The organism is Enterococcus sp. DIV0755b (genome assembly GCF_051713765.1).
In the GTDB taxonomy this organism is placed as follows: domain Bacteria; phylum Bacillota; class Bacilli; order Lactobacillales; family Enterococcaceae; genus Enterococcus_C; species Enterococcus_C canintestini.
In genome coordinates this window covers 216471-234757 of record NZ_JBIOQN010000001.1, presented here as the reverse complement: position 1 = coordinate 234757, position 18287 = coordinate 216471, and the positions used below count along the sequence as shown (strand labels likewise).

Annotated in this window: 33 protein-coding genes; all 33 read left to right on the top strand. The window is 40.2% G+C overall.

Features of this window, described 5'->3' with window-relative positions:
- The first annotated feature begins 41 nt into the window (after window positions 1-41).
- The 33 genes from IGI65_RS01300 to rplQ all read left to right on the top strand — a co-directional run bounded on the left by IGI65_RS01300 (window position 42) and on the right by rplQ (window position 18236).
- Window positions 42-1100, top strand: coding sequence for a phosphate/phosphite/phosphonate ABC transporter substrate-binding protein (locus IGI65_RS01300; protein ID WP_438772988.1), 1059 nt, complete (start codon window positions 42-44; stop codon window positions 1098-1100).
- A gap of 373 nt (window positions 1101-1473) precedes the next feature.
- Window positions 1474-2226 carry a phosphonate ABC transporter ATP-binding protein gene (phnC, locus tag IGI65_RS01295; RefSeq protein ID WP_412259432.1) on the top strand — a complete coding sequence of 251 codons (753 nt, stop codon included), beginning with the start codon at window positions 1474-1476 and terminating at the stop codon, window positions 2224-2226.
- A 9-nt stretch (window positions 2227-2235) separates the two neighbouring features.
- Window positions 2236-3036 (top strand): phosphonate ABC transporter, permease protein PhnE, encoded by an 801-nt coding sequence (phnE, locus tag IGI65_RS01290; RefSeq protein WP_095006491.1) that lies wholly within the window; start codon window positions 2236-2238, stop codon window positions 3034-3036.
- Window positions 3037-3045: 9 nt separating this feature from the next.
- On the top strand, window positions 3046-3855 hold the full coding sequence (gene phnE / locus IGI65_RS01285) for a phosphonate ABC transporter, permease protein PhnE (protein WP_438772987.1): 810 nt from the start codon (window positions 3046-3048) through the stop codon (window positions 3853-3855).
- Between the two features lie 346 nt (window positions 3856-4201).
- Window positions 4202-4510 carry a 30S ribosomal protein S10 gene (gene rpsJ, locus IGI65_RS01280; RefSeq protein ID WP_002290443.1) on the top strand — a complete coding sequence of 103 codons (309 nt, stop codon included), beginning with the start codon at window positions 4202-4204 and terminating at the stop codon, window positions 4508-4510.
- A 28-nt stretch (window positions 4511-4538) separates the two neighbouring features.
- On the top strand, window positions 4539-5168 hold the full coding sequence (rplC, locus tag IGI65_RS01275) for a 50S ribosomal protein L3 (RefSeq protein ID WP_016173519.1): 630 nt from the start codon (window positions 4539-4541) through the stop codon (window positions 5166-5168).
- Window positions 5169-5196: 28 nt separating this feature from the next.
- The gene (gene rplD, locus IGI65_RS01270; protein WP_071864215.1) at window positions 5197-5820 is read left to right on the top strand and encodes a 50S ribosomal protein L4; all 624 of its coding nucleotides are present in this window, start codon (window positions 5197-5199) and stop codon (window positions 5818-5820) included.
- Window positions 5820-6110 carry a 50S ribosomal protein L23 gene (locus IGI65_RS01265; RefSeq protein ID WP_016173521.1) on the top strand — a complete coding sequence of 97 codons (291 nt, stop codon included), beginning with the start codon at window positions 5820-5822 and terminating at the stop codon, window positions 6108-6110. The genes rplD and IGI65_RS01265 overlap by 1 nt, the downstream gene beginning before the upstream one ends.
- 37 nt (window positions 6111-6147) lie before the next feature.
- Window positions 6148-6981, top strand: a complete 834-nt coding sequence (rplB, locus tag IGI65_RS01260; protein WP_071864216.1) for a 50S ribosomal protein L2 — start codon at window positions 6148-6150, stop codon at window positions 6979-6981.
- A 42-nt stretch (window positions 6982-7023) separates the two neighbouring features.
- Window positions 7024-7302, top strand: coding sequence for a 30S ribosomal protein S19 (gene rpsS, locus IGI65_RS01255; RefSeq protein WP_071864217.1), 279 nt, complete (start codon window positions 7024-7026; stop codon window positions 7300-7302).
- 22 nt (window positions 7303-7324) lie between these two features.
- The gene (gene rplV, locus IGI65_RS01250) at window positions 7325-7672 is read left to right on the top strand and encodes a 50S ribosomal protein L22 (RefSeq protein WP_071864218.1); all 348 of its coding nucleotides are present in this window, start codon (window positions 7325-7327) and stop codon (window positions 7670-7672) included.
- A gap of 13 nt (window positions 7673-7685) precedes the next feature.
- Window positions 7686-8351 (top strand): 30S ribosomal protein S3, encoded by a 666-nt coding sequence (rpsC, locus tag IGI65_RS01245; RefSeq protein ID WP_016173525.1) that lies wholly within the window; start codon window positions 7686-7688, stop codon window positions 8349-8351.
- Window positions 8352-8353: 2 nt separating this feature from the next.
- Complete coding sequence (rplP, locus tag IGI65_RS01240; protein ID WP_071864219.1) at window positions 8354-8788, top strand: 50S ribosomal protein L16; 435 nt, start codon at window positions 8354-8356, stop codon at window positions 8786-8788.
- Window positions 8778-8966 carry a 50S ribosomal protein L29 gene (rpmC, locus tag IGI65_RS01235; RefSeq protein WP_002288664.1) on the top strand — a complete coding sequence of 63 codons (189 nt, stop codon included), beginning with the start codon at window positions 8778-8780 and terminating at the stop codon, window positions 8964-8966. Before rplP ends, rpmC begins: the two co-directional genes overlap by 11 nt.
- 24 nt (window positions 8967-8990) lie before the next feature.
- Window positions 8991-9254, top strand: coding sequence for a 30S ribosomal protein S17 (rpsQ, locus tag IGI65_RS01230; protein ID WP_016173527.1), 264 nt, complete (start codon window positions 8991-8993; stop codon window positions 9252-9254).
- Window positions 9255-9305: 51 nt separating this feature from the next.
- Complete coding sequence (gene rplN, locus IGI65_RS01225) at window positions 9306-9674, top strand: 50S ribosomal protein L14 (RefSeq protein WP_071864220.1); 369 nt, start codon at window positions 9306-9308, stop codon at window positions 9672-9674.
- Between the two features lie 34 nt (window positions 9675-9708).
- Window positions 9709-10020: a 50S ribosomal protein L24 gene (gene rplX / locus IGI65_RS01220; protein ID WP_016173529.1), complete on the top strand. Its 312-nt coding sequence runs from the start codon at window positions 9709-9711 to the stop codon at window positions 10018-10020.
- 23 nt (window positions 10021-10043) lie between these two features.
- Entirely contained in the window at window positions 10044-10583 is a 540-nt protein-coding gene (rplE, locus tag IGI65_RS01215; RefSeq protein WP_016173530.1) for a 50S ribosomal protein L5, read from the top strand.
- 18 nt (window positions 10584-10601) lie between these two features.
- Window positions 10602-10787, top strand: coding sequence for a type Z 30S ribosomal protein S14 (locus tag IGI65_RS01210; RefSeq protein WP_016173531.1), 186 nt, complete (start codon window positions 10602-10604; stop codon window positions 10785-10787).
- A gap of 32 nt (window positions 10788-10819) precedes the next feature.
- Window positions 10820-11218: a 30S ribosomal protein S8 gene (rpsH, locus tag IGI65_RS01205; RefSeq protein ID WP_071864221.1), complete on the top strand. Its 399-nt coding sequence runs from the start codon at window positions 10820-10822 to the stop codon at window positions 11216-11218.
- Window positions 11219-11247: 29 nt separating this feature from the next.
- On the top strand, window positions 11248-11784 hold the full coding sequence (rplF, locus tag IGI65_RS01200; protein ID WP_071864222.1) for a 50S ribosomal protein L6: 537 nt from the start codon (window positions 11248-11250) through the stop codon (window positions 11782-11784).
- A gap of 111 nt (window positions 11785-11895) precedes the next feature.
- Window positions 11896-12252, top strand: a complete 357-nt coding sequence (rplR, locus tag IGI65_RS01195; protein ID WP_071864223.1) for a 50S ribosomal protein L18 — start codon at window positions 11896-11898, stop codon at window positions 12250-12252.
- Window positions 12253-12272: 20 nt separating this feature from the next.
- Window positions 12273-12773: a 30S ribosomal protein S5 gene (rpsE, locus tag IGI65_RS01190; RefSeq protein ID WP_016173535.1), complete on the top strand. Its 501-nt coding sequence runs from the start codon at window positions 12273-12275 to the stop codon at window positions 12771-12773.
- A gap of 14 nt (window positions 12774-12787) precedes the next feature.
- A complete protein-coding gene (gene rpmD, locus IGI65_RS01185; protein ID WP_071864224.1) occupies window positions 12788-12967 on the top strand; it encodes a 50S ribosomal protein L30 in 180 nt (59 codons plus the stop codon).
- A gap of 38 nt (window positions 12968-13005) precedes the next feature.
- Window positions 13006-13446: a 50S ribosomal protein L15 gene (gene rplO / locus IGI65_RS01180; RefSeq protein ID WP_071864225.1), complete on the top strand. Its 441-nt coding sequence runs from the start codon at window positions 13006-13008 to the stop codon at window positions 13444-13446.
- Window positions 13446-14741, top strand: coding sequence for a preprotein translocase subunit SecY (gene secY / locus IGI65_RS01175; RefSeq protein ID WP_438772986.1), 1296 nt, complete (start codon window positions 13446-13448; stop codon window positions 14739-14741). Before rplO ends, secY begins: the two co-directional genes overlap by 1 nt.
- A 65-nt stretch (window positions 14742-14806) precedes the next feature.
- Window positions 14807-15451, top strand: coding sequence for an adenylate kinase (locus IGI65_RS01170; RefSeq protein WP_071864227.1), 645 nt, complete (start codon window positions 14807-14809; stop codon window positions 15449-15451).
- Between the two features lie 182 nt (window positions 15452-15633).
- Window positions 15634-15852 carry a translation initiation factor IF-1 gene (infA, locus tag IGI65_RS01165; protein ID WP_010754744.1) on the top strand — a complete coding sequence of 73 codons (219 nt, stop codon included), beginning with the start codon at window positions 15634-15636 and terminating at the stop codon, window positions 15850-15852.
- A gap of 32 nt (window positions 15853-15884) precedes the next feature.
- A complete protein-coding gene (gene rpmJ / locus IGI65_RS01160) occupies window positions 15885-16001 on the top strand; it encodes a 50S ribosomal protein L36 (protein ID WP_002288710.1) in 117 nt (38 codons plus the stop codon).
- Window positions 16002-16019: 18 nt separating this feature from the next.
- On the top strand, window positions 16020-16385 hold the full coding sequence (gene rpsM / locus IGI65_RS01155; RefSeq protein ID WP_016173540.1) for a 30S ribosomal protein S13: 366 nt from the start codon (window positions 16020-16022) through the stop codon (window positions 16383-16385).
- 27 nt (window positions 16386-16412) lie between these two features.
- Entirely contained in the window at window positions 16413-16802 is a 390-nt protein-coding gene (gene rpsK / locus IGI65_RS01150; RefSeq protein ID WP_016173541.1) for a 30S ribosomal protein S11, read from the top strand.
- 82 nt (window positions 16803-16884) lie between these two features.
- Window positions 16885-17823: a DNA-directed RNA polymerase subunit alpha gene (locus IGI65_RS01145; protein WP_071864228.1), complete on the top strand. Its 939-nt coding sequence runs from the start codon at window positions 16885-16887 to the stop codon at window positions 17821-17823.
- Between the two features lie 32 nt (window positions 17824-17855).
- Entirely contained in the window at window positions 17856-18236 is a 381-nt protein-coding gene (gene rplQ, locus IGI65_RS01140; RefSeq protein ID WP_071864229.1) for a 50S ribosomal protein L17, read from the top strand.
- The last annotated feature ends 51 nt before the right edge of the window (window positions 18237-18287 follow it).

The following is an 18287-nucleotide window of genomic DNA, read 5'->3' as shown; positions in this document are numbered from 1 at the left end:
AGTGAAATCTGTGCTGTAGTTATTCATTATGGGAGGATATTATGTTTAAAAAAGTTTTGAAAGTGGGTTTGGCCAGTGCAGCGGCAATGCTTTTACTAGCTGGCTGTGGTAGTTCTTCTTCAAACGATAGCAAAGGTGAAAAAGATGCCGACGGTAACATTAAGTTGGAAAAATTAACGATTGGTTTTGTACCTTCACGGGATGCAGACGAAATCGTAACCGCTACAGAACCTTTGAAAAATCTTTTGAAAGACCAAATGAAAAAAGAAGGCTATAACATCGAAAATGTCGACATCTCAGTTGGTACAAGCTATGAAGCAGTCGGTGAATCATTGTCTTCTGGTACGCTTGATGTTGGTTTCATTCCTGGTGGGACATACGTTTTATATGAAGATGGAACAGATGTATTGTTAACTGCAACACGAAAAGGTTTGTCAATTGATTCAGACGATGCCAAAGTTTGGAACGATGAAAAACCAACTAAAAACACAGACGAACAAGTGGCTTATTACCGCGCTTTAATTATTGCAGGACCTTCAGCAAAAGGCCAAGCTTTAGCTAAAAAAGTCAACGCAGGTGAAAAATTAACTTGGGATGATCTAAACAGCGCTTCTTGGGCAATGGCTAACTCTTCATCTTCAGCAGGTTACATCTATCCAACCTTATGGATGAACAAAAACTACGATAAAACATTGTTAGACTTAAAAGATGCGGTTCAATCTGATTCATACGCAAGTTCATTTGCCCGTTTAGCAGCAGGTCAAATTGACGTGGTAATGGCTTATGCAGATGCGCGCTTAGACTATGTCGACACTTGGACAAAAGAATTTGGTCGTAAAAATGATATCTGGTCTGAAACAAACGTAATCGGTGTAACAGACCCAATTTATAACGATACTATCAGCGTCAGCAAAAATGCACCAAACATGGATGCAGGCTTGAAAAAAGCTTTAAGTAAAGCCTTCATTGAAATTGGTAAAACAGAAGAAGGTAAAAAAGTAATCAGCATTTATAACCATGAAGGTTACAAAGAAGCCAAAGCTTCTGATTACGACGATGAGAAAAAAGCGCAAGAATTAATCAAAAAAATTAGTGAATAATCACAATTAGTTTTAAAAACAGAAAAACAGAGGTTGTGACAAAAGTCTTGTCACACCTCCTATTTCCGAATAAACGGTTGACAGAAGCAGCTTCTTCGGAAATAAGACGGAATTTCCCAAAATTTGAAAAACAATTTTCGGGAATTCCGTCTTATTTCTTGAAGCTGATCACTTCTGTCACAATCTCTTGCTTTTTTGTATGAATGATTGAACACTTTGCAGGATAAGCCGAAATTTTAAAATTTAGGAGGTAAAAGCTTTTACCTCGCATATCGTATCACGATGGTTAGTAAGCTTAAAATTTCGTCTTATTGTGGGAAGGGATTTTTTTTCGACAATAGTAATTAAAACTTCAGTGTGAAAGGATACAGCAATGATTAAATTTGAAGATGTGCAAAAAGTTTATCCTAACGGTACAGTTGCACTAAAAGACATTAATTTAGAAATCCAACAAGGTGAATTTGTAGCCATTATCGGTCTTTCCGGTGCCGGAAAATCAACCCTTATTCGCTGCATTAACCGCATGCACGATATTAATTCAGGTACTTTGTTAGTCAATGATGTCAATGTAAGCCAATTAAAAGGCAAAGAAATTCGTGAATTTCGCAAAAATATTGGGATGATTTTCCAATCATTTAATCTAGTTACACGCTCAACAGTTTTGAAAAATGTTTTGGTTTCTTCTGTACCAGACATGCCTTTATGGCGTCGGGTCCTTGGTGTTTTTCCAAAAGAAGACAAAATTCGTGCCTTAGAAGCATTGGATAATGTGGGGATTTTGGATAAAGCATATACACGGGTAGACCAGCTTTCTGGTGGGCAACAACAGCGGGTAGCTCTAGCACGGACGCTAGCGCGCAAACCAGGGATTATTTTGGCCGATGAACCAGTCGCTTCTCTTGATCCGGTGACAGCAAAATCTGTAATGGAAGATTTGCGTCGGATTAATCGTGAAATGAATGTGTCTATTTTACTAAATATTCACCACGTAGAATTAGCCTTAGAATACTGTGATCGCGTTATCGGGATTCGCCAAGGGGAAATCGTCTACGATGGCCCAACTGATGTCGTCGACCAAAGTATTTTGGATGAAATTTACGGCAAAAATCAACCTGTGGAAGCGTAGGTGGTCAGCTTGTTTAAAAAGACATTAACTTTAAGTAACGGCAAACAAGTGACAAGTAAACGGTCATTTTTGCCTATTTATATTTTTATTACTGTTGTCTTTATGTTTGTGGCAGCAGATGTAACGAACTTTTCTTTTAGTACTTTAATTTTAAGAAGTAAACAATTCTTCGTCATTATCGGCGATATGATTCCGCCCAACTGGAAATACATGGATCGCGTTTTTGGACCATTGCTAGAAACGATTAAAATGTCTTTATTAGGTTCTATCATTGGCTCACTTTTAGCGATTCCTTTTGCAGTTTTATCTTCTATTAATATCGTCAAAAATCGTTTTGTCGCAGGTATCTTCAAATTCATTTTAAGTGTCTTGCGGACTTTACCAACATTAGTAGTAGCGTTAATTGCGACATTTATTTTAGGTTTAGGCGCGTTTGCCGGAACGATTGCAATCTTTATCTTTACGATTTCTTATGTGGGTAAAATCATGTACGAACAAATTGAAACTATTGATATGCGCACTTTTGAAGCGATGGAATCGTTTGGCTTAACTAAAATGCAAGCATTTCGTTATAGTATTTTGCCAGAAATTTTGCCAAACTACTTATCAACTTCAATTTTCTGTTTTGAAGGAAACGTCCGCTATGCTTCAATTTTAGGTTATGTTGGTGCCGGCGGTTTAGGTTTATTGTTAAATGAACGACTAGGTTGGCGTGATTATGCCAGCGTAGGTTCTATTTTAATGATGTTAATTGTAACAGTTGCGTTGATCGAGATGCTAAGTGAATACTTGCGTCAGAAATTAAAATAGGGGGACGCCATGAATACATTAGTAGAAAAACAATTGGCAAAAGAGCCCAATAAGAAAATCCAGTATGCCACTATCGCTTTAATTGTAGTGGGGATGTTCATCTGGTCACTAACTGCCATCAAAATTAATAAAACCAGTACCGATGGTTCCCAAGTGGCGTTAAATATTTTAAAAGGAATTGTAACGCTGGATTTAAATTTCTTGTTTGACTTTTCCAACACTGGGGTGGCTTATTTACTTTTTGAAACAATTTGTATTGGTTTTTTAGGCACGATTTTGGGTTCAATCTTCTCAATTCCGATTGCCTTTTTAATGTCACCAAGTATTATGCCAAAACCAGTTTATGTAATTACGCGTTTTTTAGTTGTCATTATTCGGACAGTGCCGGCATTAGTTTATGGACTAATGTTCGTGCGGGTAACTGGAACAGGTCCTTTTGCTGGGGTGATGACAATGTCTGTGACCTCAATTGGGATGGTTTCGCGTTTATATGTGGATGCGATTGAAACCATTGATACGGGTGTCTTGGAATCGATGACTTCAATTGGAGCGACAACCTTTGACAAAATTCGGTTTGGCATTTTGCCACAGTTAATTAGTAACTTTGTTTCCATTACAATTTATCGTTTTGATATGAATTTACGGGATGCGACAATTTTAGGTTTAGTGGGTGCCGGTGGTATTGGCTCACCATTAATGTTTGCCATCAACGGCTACAAGTGGAATCAAGTCGGTTCGATTTTAATTGGTTTAATCGTTTTAATTTTAATCGTCGAAGTTGTATCCAATAAAATTCGGGCTAAATTAATTAACGGCTAAAAATTAGTCAGTAACAAAAATTTTTAGAAGAAATAGGACAATCTAAAAAGCAGCGGCAAATTTTGTCGCTGCTTTTTAGCTACAAAAAATGAAACCCTTTACAATATAAAGTAGACAAAAAGTGCGTGAAATCAATAAAAAATGCTTGCTATCATAGGTGAGATATACTATAATCATAAAGGTGCTGCTTACAAAAACGTGAAATGCACTGGTAGGATAAGCTTTTATTCTGCCGGCTACGAAACGAGAGGTTGCGACACGCCCGGACGCTTTGCCATGGACGAGCGTGACGGAAATTTTCGTGGAGCTATGTCTACTTTTCAAAATAGGCGAAGGAGGGAAAACAATGGCAAAACAAAAAATTCGTATCCGTTTAAAAGCGTATGAACATCGTATTTTAGATCAATCAGCGGATAAAATCGTGGAAACTGCAAAAAGAACTGGAGCTTCTGTGTCAGGTCCAATTCCATTACCAACAGAACGCAGCTTGTACACAATTATTCGTGCGACTCATAAATACAAAGATTCTCGCGAACAATTCGAAATGCGTACTCACAAACGTCTAATCGACATTGTGAATCCAACACCGAAGACAGTTGATGCTTTAATGAAGCTAGACTTGCCAAGCGGCGTTAACATTGAAATCAAACTATAATTAATCAAATTAAGATGGAGGTGTAATCATGACCAAAGGAATCTTAGGGAAAAAAGTGGGAATGACTCAAATCTTCACTGAATCTGGTGAGTTAGTACCTGTAACTGTTGTCGAAGCTACTCCAAACGTAGTATTACAACTTAAAACAGTGGAAAACGACGGCTATGAAGCAGTTCAAGTCGGTTACCAAGATATGCGTGAAGTTTTATCAAACAAACCTGCGCAAGGTCATGTTGCAAAAGCAAACACGGCTCCTAAGCGCTTCATTCGCGAATTCAAGGATGTTGAGCTAGAGGGCTTAGAAGTAGGATCAGAAATCAAAGTTGATATTTTCGAAGCTGGGGATATCATCGATGTAACTGGTACAACTAAAGGTAAAGGATTCCAAGGCGTAATCAAACGTCACGGCCAAAGCCGCGGACCAATGGCTCACGGTTCTCGTTATCACCGTCGTCCTGGTTCAATGGGTCCTGTAGCACCTAACCGAGTATTTAAAGGCAAACGTTTAGCAGGCCGCATGGGTGGCAACCGCGTAACAATCCAAAACTTGGAAGTTGTTCGTGTTGATGCTGAACGTAACGTAATCCTAATTAAAGGTAACGTTCCTGGCGCGAAGAAATCATTGATTACTATTAAATCTGCTGTGAAAGCAAAATAAGTAAACTTAAGGAAGGAGGAACTTAGGAATGCCGAATATTGCATTATTTAAACAAGATGGTAGCCAAAATGGCGAAATCACATTAAACGAAGAAATCTTCGGAATTGAACCAAATGAAAGTGTTGTCTACGATGCAATCATCATGCAACGCGCTTCATTACGACAAGGAACACACGCTGTGAAAAACCGTAGCGCAGTTCGAGGCGGTGGCCGTAAACCATGGCGCCAAAAAGGAACTGGTCGTGCTCGTCAAGGTTCAATCCGTTCACCACAATGGCGTGGCGGTGGCGTTGTCTTTGGACCAACTCCACGTTCATACAGCTACAAACTTCCTAAAAAAGTTCGTCGCTTAGCAATGAAATCTGTTTTATCAGAAAAAGTTGCTGAAAATAAATTGGTTGCAGTTGATGCATTAAGCTTTGACGCACCAAAAACAAAAGAATTCAAACAAGTTTTAGCAAACTTGTCAGTTGATACTAAAGTATTAGTTGTACTTGAAGCAGACAACGACTTTGCTGCTTTATCAGCTCGTAACTTACCAAACGTATCGGTTGTTACTTCTAACAACGTATCTGTATTGGATGTAGTTTCAAGCGATAAAATGTTAGCAACTCAAGCTGCTCTGACTCAAATTGAGGAGGTGCTTGCATAATGAACTTACTAGACGTTATCAAACGCCCAGTGATCACTGAAAAATCTATGCTTGCCATGGATGATAAGAAATACACTTTCGAAGTGGACACAAAAGCGAACAAAACTTTAGTAAAACAAGCAGTTGAAGCTGCTTTTGACGGTGTTAAAGTGAAAAACGTTAATATCGTGAACGTGCGTCCTAAATTCAAACGCATGGGCAAATATGCAGGATACACAAAGAAACGTCGTAAAGCGATCGTTACTTTAACTGAAGAATCAAAAGAAATTACAATTTTCGAAGCTGAATAAGCATTAAATTCTACTACTATATAGGAGGGAAACAGGCGTGGCAATTAAAAAGTACAAACCTACCTCAAATGGTCGCCGTAATATGACAAGCTCTGACTTTGCTGAAATTACAACAAGCACTCCAGAGAAAACATTATTGGCACCGTTGAAAAACAATGCCGGTCGTAATAACAACGGTCGTATCACTGTACGTCACCAAGGCGGCGGTCACAAGCGTCAATACCGCGTAATCGACTTCAAACGTAACAAAGATAACGTTGTTGCTACAGTTAAAACAATCGAGTATGATCCAAACCGTTCTGCTAACATCGCGTTAGTACATTATTCAGACGGTGTTAAAGCTTACATCTTAGCTCCAAAAGGCTTAGAAGTAGGTATGACAGTAGTTTCTGGTCCAGAAGCTGATATCAAAGTTGGGAATGCATTACCACTTGCAAACATCCCAGTTGGTACTGTTATCCATAACATCGAAATGAAACCAGGTAAAGGCGGACAATTAATCCGTTCTGCTGGTACAAGCGCTCAAGTATTAGGTAAAGAAGGCAAATATGTCTTAATCCGCTTAAACTCAGGCGAAGTACGTATGATCTTAGCAACTTGCCGTGCAACAATCGGTTCTGTTGGGAATGAACAACATGAATTGATCAACATTGGTAAAGCTGGTCGTTCTCGTTGGATGCGTAAACGTCCTACAGTTCGTGGTAGCGTAATGAACCCTAACGATCACCCACACGGTGGTGGTGAAGGTAAAGCACCAATCGGTCGTAAAGCTCCAGTATCACCTTGGGGTCAACCTGCATTGGGTTACAAAACACGTAACAAAAAAGCTGCTTCAGACAAACTTATCGTACGTCGTCGCAAAGCTAAATAAGTTTTTTGACCATGTGGTCTACATTTTGGAAGGAGGTTCACCATGGGTCGTAGTTTAAAGAAGGGACCTTTCGTCGATGAACACTTGATGAAAAAGGTCGAAGCACAACAAGGTGCCGAAAAGAAAAAAGTCATCAAAACTTGGTCACGTCGTTCAACAATTTTTCCGAACTTTATCGGATTTACTATTGCTGTCTATGACGGACGCAAGCATGTCCCAGTTTACATTCAAGAAGACATGGTAGGACATAAATTAGGTGAATTTGCACCAACCAGAACTTATCGTGGGCATGCCGCTGACGATAAGAAAACAAGACGTTAATATTTGAGGGGAGGATATCATCATGGCAGAACAAATTACAAAAGCTAAAGCAACTGCGAAAACAATTCGCGTATCTCCTCGCAAATCTCGTCTAGTAATCGATTTAATTAGAGGTAAAAGCGTTGCTGAAGCAATTGCAATCTTAAAGTTCACACCAAATAAAGCTGCCGGAATCATCGAAAAAGTTTTGATGTCAGCAGTTGCGAATGCAGAAAACAACTTTGACTTAGATGTTGAAAACTTAGTTGTTTCCGAAGCCTTTGTTAACGAAGGACCAACAATGAAACGTTTCCGTCCACGGGCTAAAGGTTCAGCTTCACCAATCAACAAACGTACAAGTCATATCACTGTAGTCGTATCAGAAAAATAAGGAGGGATAATCAGTGGGTCAAAAAGTACATCCAATTGGAATGCGTGTAGGCATCATCCGCGACTGGGATGCAAAATGGTATGCTGAAAAAGAGTATGCTGACTTCTTACACGAAGATTTGAAAATCCGTAAGTTTATCGCGACTAGATTAGCTGACGCTGCAGTTTCTACTGTTGAAATCGAACGTGCTGCTAACCGCGTGAACGTTTCTATCCACACTGCTAAACCAGGTATGGTTATTGGTAAAGGTGGTTCAGAAGTTGAAAACTTACGTAAACAATTAAACAGCTTAACTGGCAAACGTATCCACATCAATATCGTGGAAATCAAAAAACCAGATTTAGATGCAAAATTAGTGGGCGAAGGAATTGCTCGCCAATTAGAAAACCGAGTTGCGTTCCGTCGCGCTCAAAAACAAGCAATCCAACGCACAATGCGTTCTGGTGCTAAAGGAATCAAAACAATGGTATCTGGTCGTTTAAACGGCGCTGATATCGCTCGTAGCGAAGGCTACTCAGAAGGTACTGTTCCACTTCACACATTGCGTGCTGATATTGACTACGCATGGGAAGAAGCAAACACTACCTACGGAAAATTAGGAGTTAAAGTGTGGATCTATCGTGGCGAAATCTTGCCAACGAAAAAGAACGCTCAAAACACTGAGAAAGGAGGGAAATAAACATGTTAGTACCTAAACGTGTAAAACACCGTCGTGAGTTCCGCGGTAAAATGCGTGGCGAAGCAAAAGGTGGTAAAGAAGTAGCATTTGGTGAATACGGCTTACAAGCTTTAGAATCTCACTGGATTACTAACCGCCAAATCGAAGCAGCGCGTATTGCAATGACTCGTTATATGAAACGTGGCGGGAAAGTATGGATCAAAATTTTCCCTCATAAATCATATACAGCAAAAGCTATCGGGGTCCGGATGGGTTCTGGTAAAGGGGCACCTGAAGGCTGGGTATCACCAGTTAAACGTGGTAAAATCATGTTTGAAATCGCCGGTGTACCTGAAGAAGTTGCTCGTGAAGCATTACGTCTTGCTTCTCACAAATTACCAGTGAAAACTAAGATCGTAAAACGTGAGGAAATGGGTGGTGAATCGAATGAAGGTTAAAGAAATCAGAGAATTAACCACTGCCGAAATGCTTGATCAGGAAAAACAATTGAAAGAAGAATTGTTCAACTTGCGTTTCCAATTAGCAACCGGTCAATTAGAAAACACTGCACGTATCAAAGAAGTACGTAAATCGATTGCACGCATCAAAACTGTATTGCGTGAACAAGCGAAGTAATTGTGGAAGGAGGCCATTAGCGGTATGACTGAAAGAAATCAACGTAAAGTTTACCAAGGTCGCGTGGTATCTGACAAAATGGATAAAACCATTACTGTTGTTGTCGAAACAAAGAAAAACCACCCTATCTACGGTAAACGCATGAACTATTCTAAGAAATACAAAGCGCACGATGAAAACAACGAAGCTAAAGTTGGCGATATCGTGAAAATTATGGAAACTCGTCCATTATCTGCTACTAAACGTTTCCGTCTAGTAGAAATCGTTGAAAAAGCTGTAATTATCTAATTGCACTTTGAAACTTGTTAGTTAAATAAAGCGATAAAGGAGGATACAACCGTGATCCAATCAGAAAGCCGATTAAAAGTTGCTGATAACTCAGGTGCGCGTGAAATTTTGACGATCAAAGTCCTAGGTGGCTCAGGTCGCAAAACTGCTAACATCGGAGACGTGATCGTTGCTTCAGTTAAACAAGCAACGCCAGGTGGGGTTGTCAAAAAAGGCGACGTTGTCAAAGCGGTCATCGTCCGCACTAAATCAGGTGCGCGCCGTGCTGACGGTTCTTATATTAAATTTGATGAAAATGCTGCGGTAATTATCCGTGACGATAAAAGCCCTCGTGGAACTCGGATCTTTGGCCCTGTTGCCCGTGAATTGCGTGAAAACAACTTCATGAAGATCGTTTCCCTAGCACCAGAAGTATTATAAGAAAACCTATTTTAAAAGGAGGTGCGAAACAGTAATGTTTATTAAAAAAGGCGACAAAGTCAAAGTTATCACCGGTAAAGATAAAAACAAAGAAGGCGTTGTTTTAGAAGCTTTCCCGAAAAAAGATAAAGTTGTAGTCGAAGGTGTTAACATCGTGAAAAAACACCAAAAACCTTCTCAAGCTGCTCCGCAAGGCGGAATCGTTGAAATGGAAGCTCCGATTCATGTATCAAATGTCATGATCATCGACCCATCAAACGGTGAAGCTACTCGGGTTGGCTACAAAGAAGTTGACGGTAAAAAAGTCCGCGTTTCCAAGAAAACCGGTGAAGTTCTAGATAAATAATTAAAGGAAGGAGGGGCAACTAAATGAACCGCCTGAAAGAAAAATACTCAAAAGAAGTAGTTCCAGCTTTAATGGAAAAATTCAATTATAATTCAGTGATGCAAGCACCAAAAGTTGAAAAGATTGTAATCAACATGGGTGTGGGTGACGCTGTTTCAAATGCGAAAAATTTAGATAAAGCAGTAGAAGAATTAACTTTAATCGCTGGTCAAAAACCATTGATTACAAAAGCTAAAAAATCTATTGCCGGCTTCCGTTTACGTGAAGGTATGCCAATCGGCGCGAAAGTTACTTTACGCGGCGAACGCATGTATGAATTCTTAGACAAATTGGTAAGTGTTTCACTACCACGTGTCCGTGACTTCCATGGTGTAAGTAAAAAATCATTCGATGGTCGCGGTAACTACACTTTAGGTATCAAAGAACAATTAATCTTCCCTGAAGTTGATTATGATTTGGTCGACAAAGTACGCGGGATGGACATCGTTATTGTGACAACAGCCAACACTGATGAAGAATCACGTGAATTGCTGACACAATTAGGCATGCCATTCCAAAAATAATTAAAGGAGGCGAACTACGTGGCTAAAAAATCAATGATTGCTAAACAACAACGTCCTGCTAAACATTCAACACAAGCTTATACTCGTTGCGAACGTTGCGGACGTCCACATTCAGTTTATCGTAAATTTAAACTTTGCCGTATTTGCTTCCGCGAACTTGCCTATAAAGGTCAAATTCCCGGCGTGAAGAAAGCTAGCTGGTAAACAAATACTCGCATAAAGGAGGTAAAGAACCCATGGTCATGACAGATCCAATCGCAGATTTTCTAACACGCATTCGTAATGCTAACATGGTTAAGCACGAATCTTTAGAAGTGCCTGCATCAAAAATCAAGCGTGACATCGCTGAAATCTTGAAAAAAGAAGGTTTCGTGCGTGATGTTGAATATATCGAAGATGACAAACAAGGCGTGATCCGTGTCTTCCTGAAATACGGCAAAAACGGTGAACGTGTTATCACTAACTTGAAACGTATCTCTAAACCAGGTTTACGTGCTTACGTTAAAGCTGACGAAGTACCAAAAGTATTAAATGGTTTAGGTATCGCCATTATCTCGACTTCTGACGGTGTAATCACTGATAAAGAAGCGCGTCAAAAAAATGTCGGCGGCGAAGTTGTCGCATACGTATGGTAATATAATCTTTTACAAGGAGGTGTCTTTAAGTGAGTCGTATCGGTAATAAAATCGTTGAATTGCCTGCTGGCGTAGAAGTCAAGCAAGATGGCAACAACATTACAGTCAAAGGTCCTAAAGGTGAACTTACACGTACTTTTTCTTCTGATATTACTATGAATATCGAAGGAAACGTGGTAACTTTCACTCGTCCAAATGACACAAAAGAAATGAAAACAATCCACGGAACAACTCGTGCCAACTTTAACAACATGGTCGTTGGTGTTTCTGAAGGTTTCCAAAAAGCTCTTGAACTTATCGGGGTTGGTTACCGTGCCCAATTACAAGGCAAAAAATTAGTCTTAAACGTTGGCTACTCTCACCCAGTTGAGATTGAAGCGCCAGCGGGTATTGAAATTGAAGTTCCTGCAAACACTCAAGTGATTGTTAAAGGAATCAACAAAGAAGTAGTTGGCGAATTAGCTGCGAACATCCGTGGCGTACGTCCACCAGAACCTTACAAAGGCAAAGGTATCCGCTATGTTGGCGAATATGTCCGCCGTAAAGAAGGTAAAACTGGTAAATAATAAAGGATATAGCCGAAGCCCGTATGCAAATTACGGCTTCACATCTTCCTTTTTAGAAGAGGGCTATTTACTTTTCGCGGCTTAGGCCAGCAAATAGAAGAGGTGACAATTGTGATTACAAAACCAGACAAAAACAAGACACGTCAAAAGCGTCATCGCCGTGTCCGTAACAAAATCTCTGGTACTGCTGAGTGCCCACGTTTGAACGTGTTCCGTTCTAACAAAAACATCTACGCGCAAGTTATTGATGACGTAGCGGGTGTAACGCTAGCAAGTGCCTCTGCCTTGGATAAAGAAATTTCAGGTGGAACTAAAACAGAACAAGCGCAAGCCGTTGGTAAATTAGTTGCTGAACGTGCTGCTGCAAAAGGTATTAAAGAAGTAGTCTTTGACCGTGGTGGTTACCTTTACCATGGCCGTGTGCAAGCTTTAGCTGAAGCTGCTCGCGAAAATGGACTAGAATTTTAGGAAAAGGAGGAACACCATTCATGACTTACATCGATCCAAATCATTTGGAATTAGAAGACCGCGTTGTTGCGATCAACCGTGTAACAAAAGTTGTTAAAGGCGGACGCCGTTTGCGTTTTGCAGCTTTAGTTGTAGTTGGCGATAAAAACGGACACGTAGGTTTTGGTACTGGTAAAGCCCAAGAAGTACCAGAAGCTATCCGTAAAGCGATCGAAAGTGCTAAGAAAAACTTGATTGAAGTACCTATGGTGGGAACAACTATCCCTCATGAAGTTATCGGCGTCTTTGGCGGTGGCCGCATTTTAATGAAGCCAGCTGTTGAAGGTTCTGGGGTTGCTGCAGGTGGACCTGTCCGTGCCGTCTTAGAATTAGCAGGCGTTTCAGATATTACTTCTAAATCATTAGGTTCAAACACACCAATCAACGTTGTTCGCGCAACTGTTGAAGGTTTATCTCAATTAAAACGTGCTGAAGAAGTTGCTGCATTACGTGGCAAATCAGTTGAAGAAATTATCGGATAAGGAGGACAACAATAATGGCTGAATTAAAAATTACTTTAAAACGCAGTGTTATCGGGCGTCCTCAAAACCAACGTGATACTGTTAAAGCGTTGGGTCTTGGTAAAGTGAATACAACTGTAGTAAAACCTGCTAATGATGCAATCAAAGGCATGGTTAATACTATTTCTCACTTAGTGGACGTTGAAGAAATTTAAGCAAACTTAGTTTAACTTGTTAAGGAGGTGCCAACCCTATGAAACTTCATGAATTACAACCTGCAGAAGGATCACGCCAAGTACGCAATCGCGTCGGTCGCGGTACTTCATCTGGTAACGGTAAAACAGCTGGTCGCGGACAAAAAGGTCAAAAAGCGCGTTCAGGTGGCGGTGTACGTTTAGGTTTTGAAGGTGGTCAAACACCATTATTCCGTCGTTTACCAAAACGTGGTTTTACTAACGTTAACCGTAAAGAATACGCAGTAATCAATTTAGATGTCTTAAATCGCTTTGAAGACGGTACTGAAGTAACACCTGTTACTCTAGTAGAAGCTGGAATCGTGAAAAACGAAAAAGCTGGAATCAAAGTTTTAGGAAACGGTGAATTGACTAAGAAATTAACTGTGAAAGCAGCTAAATTCTCAAAAACAGCCGAAGAAGCTATCACAGCTAACGGTGGGTCAATTGAGGTGATCTAATGTTTAAACTGTTGAAAGACTCTTTTAAAGTTAAAGATATTAGATCAAAGATCTTCTTTACCGTTTTTGCTTTATTCGTCTTTCGTCTAGGAGCTCATATCACCGTTCCTGGTGTTGATGCTAGTCGCCTACAAAGTATCGCTGAACTACCATTTTTAAACATGTTAAACATGGTAAGTGGTAGTGCGATGCAAAACTTTTCGGTCTTTTCAATGGGTGTGTCACCTTATATTACTGCTTCAATTGTTATTCAATTGTTGCAAATGGATATCGTGCCTAAGTTCGTTGAATGGTCCAAACAAGGGGAAGTAGGCCGACGTAAATTAAATCAAGCGACTCGTATTTTGACATTGGTATTAGCCTTTGTTCAATCTGTCGGGATTACTGCTGGATTTAATTCTTGGACTCAGCTTGGCTTTGTGGATAACCCAGATGTGATGACTTTTGTCGTGATTGGTTTGATCTTAACCGCAGGTACAATGTTTGTAACGTGGTTAGGGGAACAAATCACGGAAAAAGGCGTCGGCAATGGGGTTTCTATGATCATCTTTGCTGGTATTATCTCGCGTTTACCTGATGCGATTAAACAATTAGTGGAAGATTATTTCATTAATATCGAATCAAGTGAAATTTGGAAATCGGCACTGTTTATGGTGGCATTGGTAATTGCTGTTTTAGTTATTATCACGTTGGTCACTTTTGTCCAACAAGCCGAACGTAAAATTCCGATCCAATATACAAAACGCGTAGCTGGCGCACCAACAAGCAGTTATTTACCGCTTAAAGTGAACGCTGCCGGCGTTATTCCAGTTATTTTCGCCAGTTCTTTCATTGCTACCCCGAACGCTATTTTACAAGCTTTAAGTGGCTCGTATCGTGGTGAAGGTTGGTATGATGTAATGATGCAAATCTTTAACTATAACACAGTGCCTGGTGCAACGATTTATACGTTATTGATTGTAGCATTCACGTTCTTTTACGCTTTCGTGCAAGTTAACCCTGAGAAATTAGCGGAAAACTTACAAAAGCAAGGAAGTTATATTCCATCGGTCCGACCTGGTAAAGGTACTGAAGATTATGTCTCTCGCTTATTGATGCGTTTAAGCGCAGTTGGGGCTTTGTTCTTAGGGTTAGTTGCGTTATTACCAATTATTGCGCAAATGGTCTGGAACTTGCCACAATCAATTGGTTTGGGTGGGACAAGTCTATTGATCGTAATCGGTGTTGCCTTAGAAACTGCTAAACAGTTAGAAGGGTTAATGCTGAAACGGAAATATACTGGTTTTATCAATTAGAGTGAAGGTGAAGTGTTGAGGTTTTTCCTCAACACCCCCACCATAAACTTACAGGAGGAGTTAGTATGAACCTTGTATTAATGGGATTACCTGGTGCAGGAAAAGGTACGCAAGCTGAACGAATCGTTGACGCATATCAAATTCCGCACATTTCAACAGGTGACATGTTTCGGGCGGCTATGGCCAATGAAACAGCTCTCGGCCTGGAAGCAAAAGCTTATATGGATAAAGGCGAATTAGTGCCTGACGAAGTTACCAATGGTATCGTAAAAGAGCGTCTAGCTGAACCAGATACTGACAAGGGTTTCTTGTTAGATGGTTTTCCTAGAACGTTAGATCAAGCAAAAGCATTGGATCAAATGCTAAAAGAACTTGGCAAAAAATTAGATGCTGTCGTTGAAATCCATGTTCCGTCAGAAATCTTAGTTGAACGTCTTGCGGGTCGCTATATGTGTCGCAATTGCGGTGCAACTTATCACAAAATCTTCAACCCAACTAAAGTTGAAGGCACTTGTGATCGTTGTGGGGGCCACGAGTTTTATCAACGAGAAGATGACAAGCCTGAAACAGTCAAGAATCGTCTAGCTGTCAACATTAAAAGCAGTGAACCGATCTTAAGTTACTATAAAGATCAAGGTTTATTGCAGTCGATTGATGGAGATCGTGATATCGATGCAGTCTTTGCCGACGTGCAAAAGATCATCGGGTAACACGCGCAAACAGCTACCGACTTGCAAAGAAACTTTCTCTTGCTAAGTGTGATATATTATGATAGAATATGTCAGTCCGCCTTTAGCGTTAATTAAAGGCAAGTTTTGAGAATCTCAGGTGGGAACGCCAGTTTCCGCCATTTTATCGTGTAAAGCGAAACAAGTACAAGGAGGTACTGTGCGTGGCAAAAGAAGATGTTATCGAAATCGAAGGTACAGTCGTCGAAACTTTGCCGAATGCAATGTTTAAAGTGGAATTGGAAAACGGACACCAAGTGCTCGCTACGGTATCAGGTAAGATCCGTATGCACTACATCCGTATCCTGCCCGGTGATAAAGTGACGGTAGAATTATCGCCTTATGATTTATCACGCGGTCGGATCACATACCGTTTTAAATAATTGTACTCCGTAAACTTCAAGGAGGTATTATCATGAAAGTAAGACCATCAGTAAAACCAATGTGTGAACATTGTAAAGTAATTCGTCGTAAAGGACGCGTTATGGTGATTTGCCCAGCAAATCCAAAACATAAACAACGTCAAGGATAATCGGAGGTGTAACAAAATATGGCACGTATTGCAGGAGTAGATATTCCTCGTGATAAACGCGTAGTAGTTTCTTTAACTTACATCTATGGTATCGGAAACACTACTGCGAAAAAAGTGTTAGCTGAAGCTGGCGTATCTGAAGATGTTCGTGTTCGTGATTTAACGAATGAACAAACAGATGCTATTCGTGCAGCAGTTGATACATTAAAAGTTGAAGGTGATCTTCGTCGTGAAGTCAACTTAAACATCAAACGTTTGATGGAAATCGGTTCATACCGTGGTATCCGTCATCGTCGTGGTTTGCCAGTTCGTGGTCAAAACACTAAAAACAATGCCCGCACTCGTAAAGGACCTTCTAAAACAGTTGCAGGTAAGAAAAAATAATAATCTAGTGAAGGAGGTTAAAACTTCATGGTAGCAAAAAAAGTGAATCGTAAACGCCGTGTCAAAAAGAATATTGAAACCGGTATTGCACATATCCATTCAACATTCAACAATACAATCGTAATGATCACAGATACTCATGGTAACGCGTTAGCATGGTCATCTGCTGGTGCTTTAGGTTTTAAAGGTAGCAAAAAATCAACACCTTTTGCCGCTCAAATGGCAGCTGAAACTGCTTCAAAAGCAGCAATGGAACATGGATTAAGAACAGTTGATGTAACTGTTAAAGGCCCTGGTTCTGGACGTGAAGCAGCAATTCGTTCATTACAAGCAGCAGGTCTAGAAGTGACTGCAATCCGTGACGTGACTCCAGTTCCTCATAATGGATGCCGCCCTCCAAAACGCCGTCGTGTTTAATGAGTGCTGCTCAATTTGAGTTTCTACATTTTTACGTCATTGAACAAGACACTTTTCGTTTTGAAAGGGGTAAAAGATAAGAATGATTGAATTCGAAAAACCAAGAGTTGCAAAAATTGATGAAGAAAAAGATTATGGCAAGTTCATCGTTGAGCCTCTAGAACGAGGTTATGGGACTACTTTAGGCAATTCCCTACGTCGTATTTTATTATCTTCATTGCCTGGGGCAGCGATCACAAGTATTCAAATCGATGGCGTCTTACACGAATTCTCCACCGTTAAAGGTGTGCGCGAAGATGTCGCACAAATCATTTTGAATATCAAAGGTCTTGCTCTTAAAATGTACACGCAAGAAGAAAAAACCCTTGAAATCGACATTACCGGTCCAGCGACTGTTACTGCTGGTGACATTATCGTTGACAGTGATGTAGAAATTTTAAACAAAGATATGTATATTTGTAGCGTTTCTGAAGGGGCAACTTTTCATGCCCGCTTGACTGTTCGACCTGGTCGTGGTTACGTGCAAGCTGATGAAAACAAACGGGAAGATATGCCAATTGGTGTTATCCCAGTTGATTCAATTTACACACCAGTGAATCGTGTTAACTACCAAGTAGAAAACACACGGGTTGGCCGTCGTGACGATTTTGATAAATTGACGATGGAAATTTGGACTGATGGTTCTATCATGCCGATGGAAGCAATGAGTTTAGCTGCGAAAATCATGACTGAACATTTGGATATTTTTGTGAATCTAACTGATGAAGCCAAAAATGCTGAAATCATGATTGAAAAAGAAGAAACACAAAAAGAAAAAATGTTAGAAATGACAATCGAAGAATTAGACTTATCTGTTCGTTCATATAACTGTCTGAAACGTGCTGGAATTAATACAGTACAAGAATTAACAAATAAATCTGAACCAGAAATGATCAAAGTACGTAATTTAGGTCGTAAATCACTTGAAGAAGTGAAAGCCAAATTACACGATCTTGGTTTAGGATTACGTAAAGACGACTAATAGTCGCAGAATCAAAAAGGAGGGAATTCCACGTGAGTTACCGCAAATTAGGACGCACATCTAGCCAACGTAAAGCGATGTTGCGTGATTTAACAACTGATTTATTGATCAACGAACGTATCGTAACGACTGAAGCTCGTGCTAAAGAAGTTCGTTCAACTGCTGAAAAAATGATCACTTTAGGTAAACGTGGCGATTTGCATGCCCGTCGTCAAGCTGCTGCCTTCGTACGTAACGAAGTAGCAAGTGTACGGGAAGAAAACGACGAAATCGTGATTGAATCAGCTTTACAAAAGCTATTTAGCGATATCGCACCTCGTTATGCAGAACGCCAAGGTGGCTACACTCGCATCTTGAAGACAGAACCAAGACGCGGCGATGCAGCACCAATGGTTATCCTAGAACTTGTTTAATATCACACTTTTCATCACTTTATCGATGTCCTTTAGAGTGTTATGATGTTG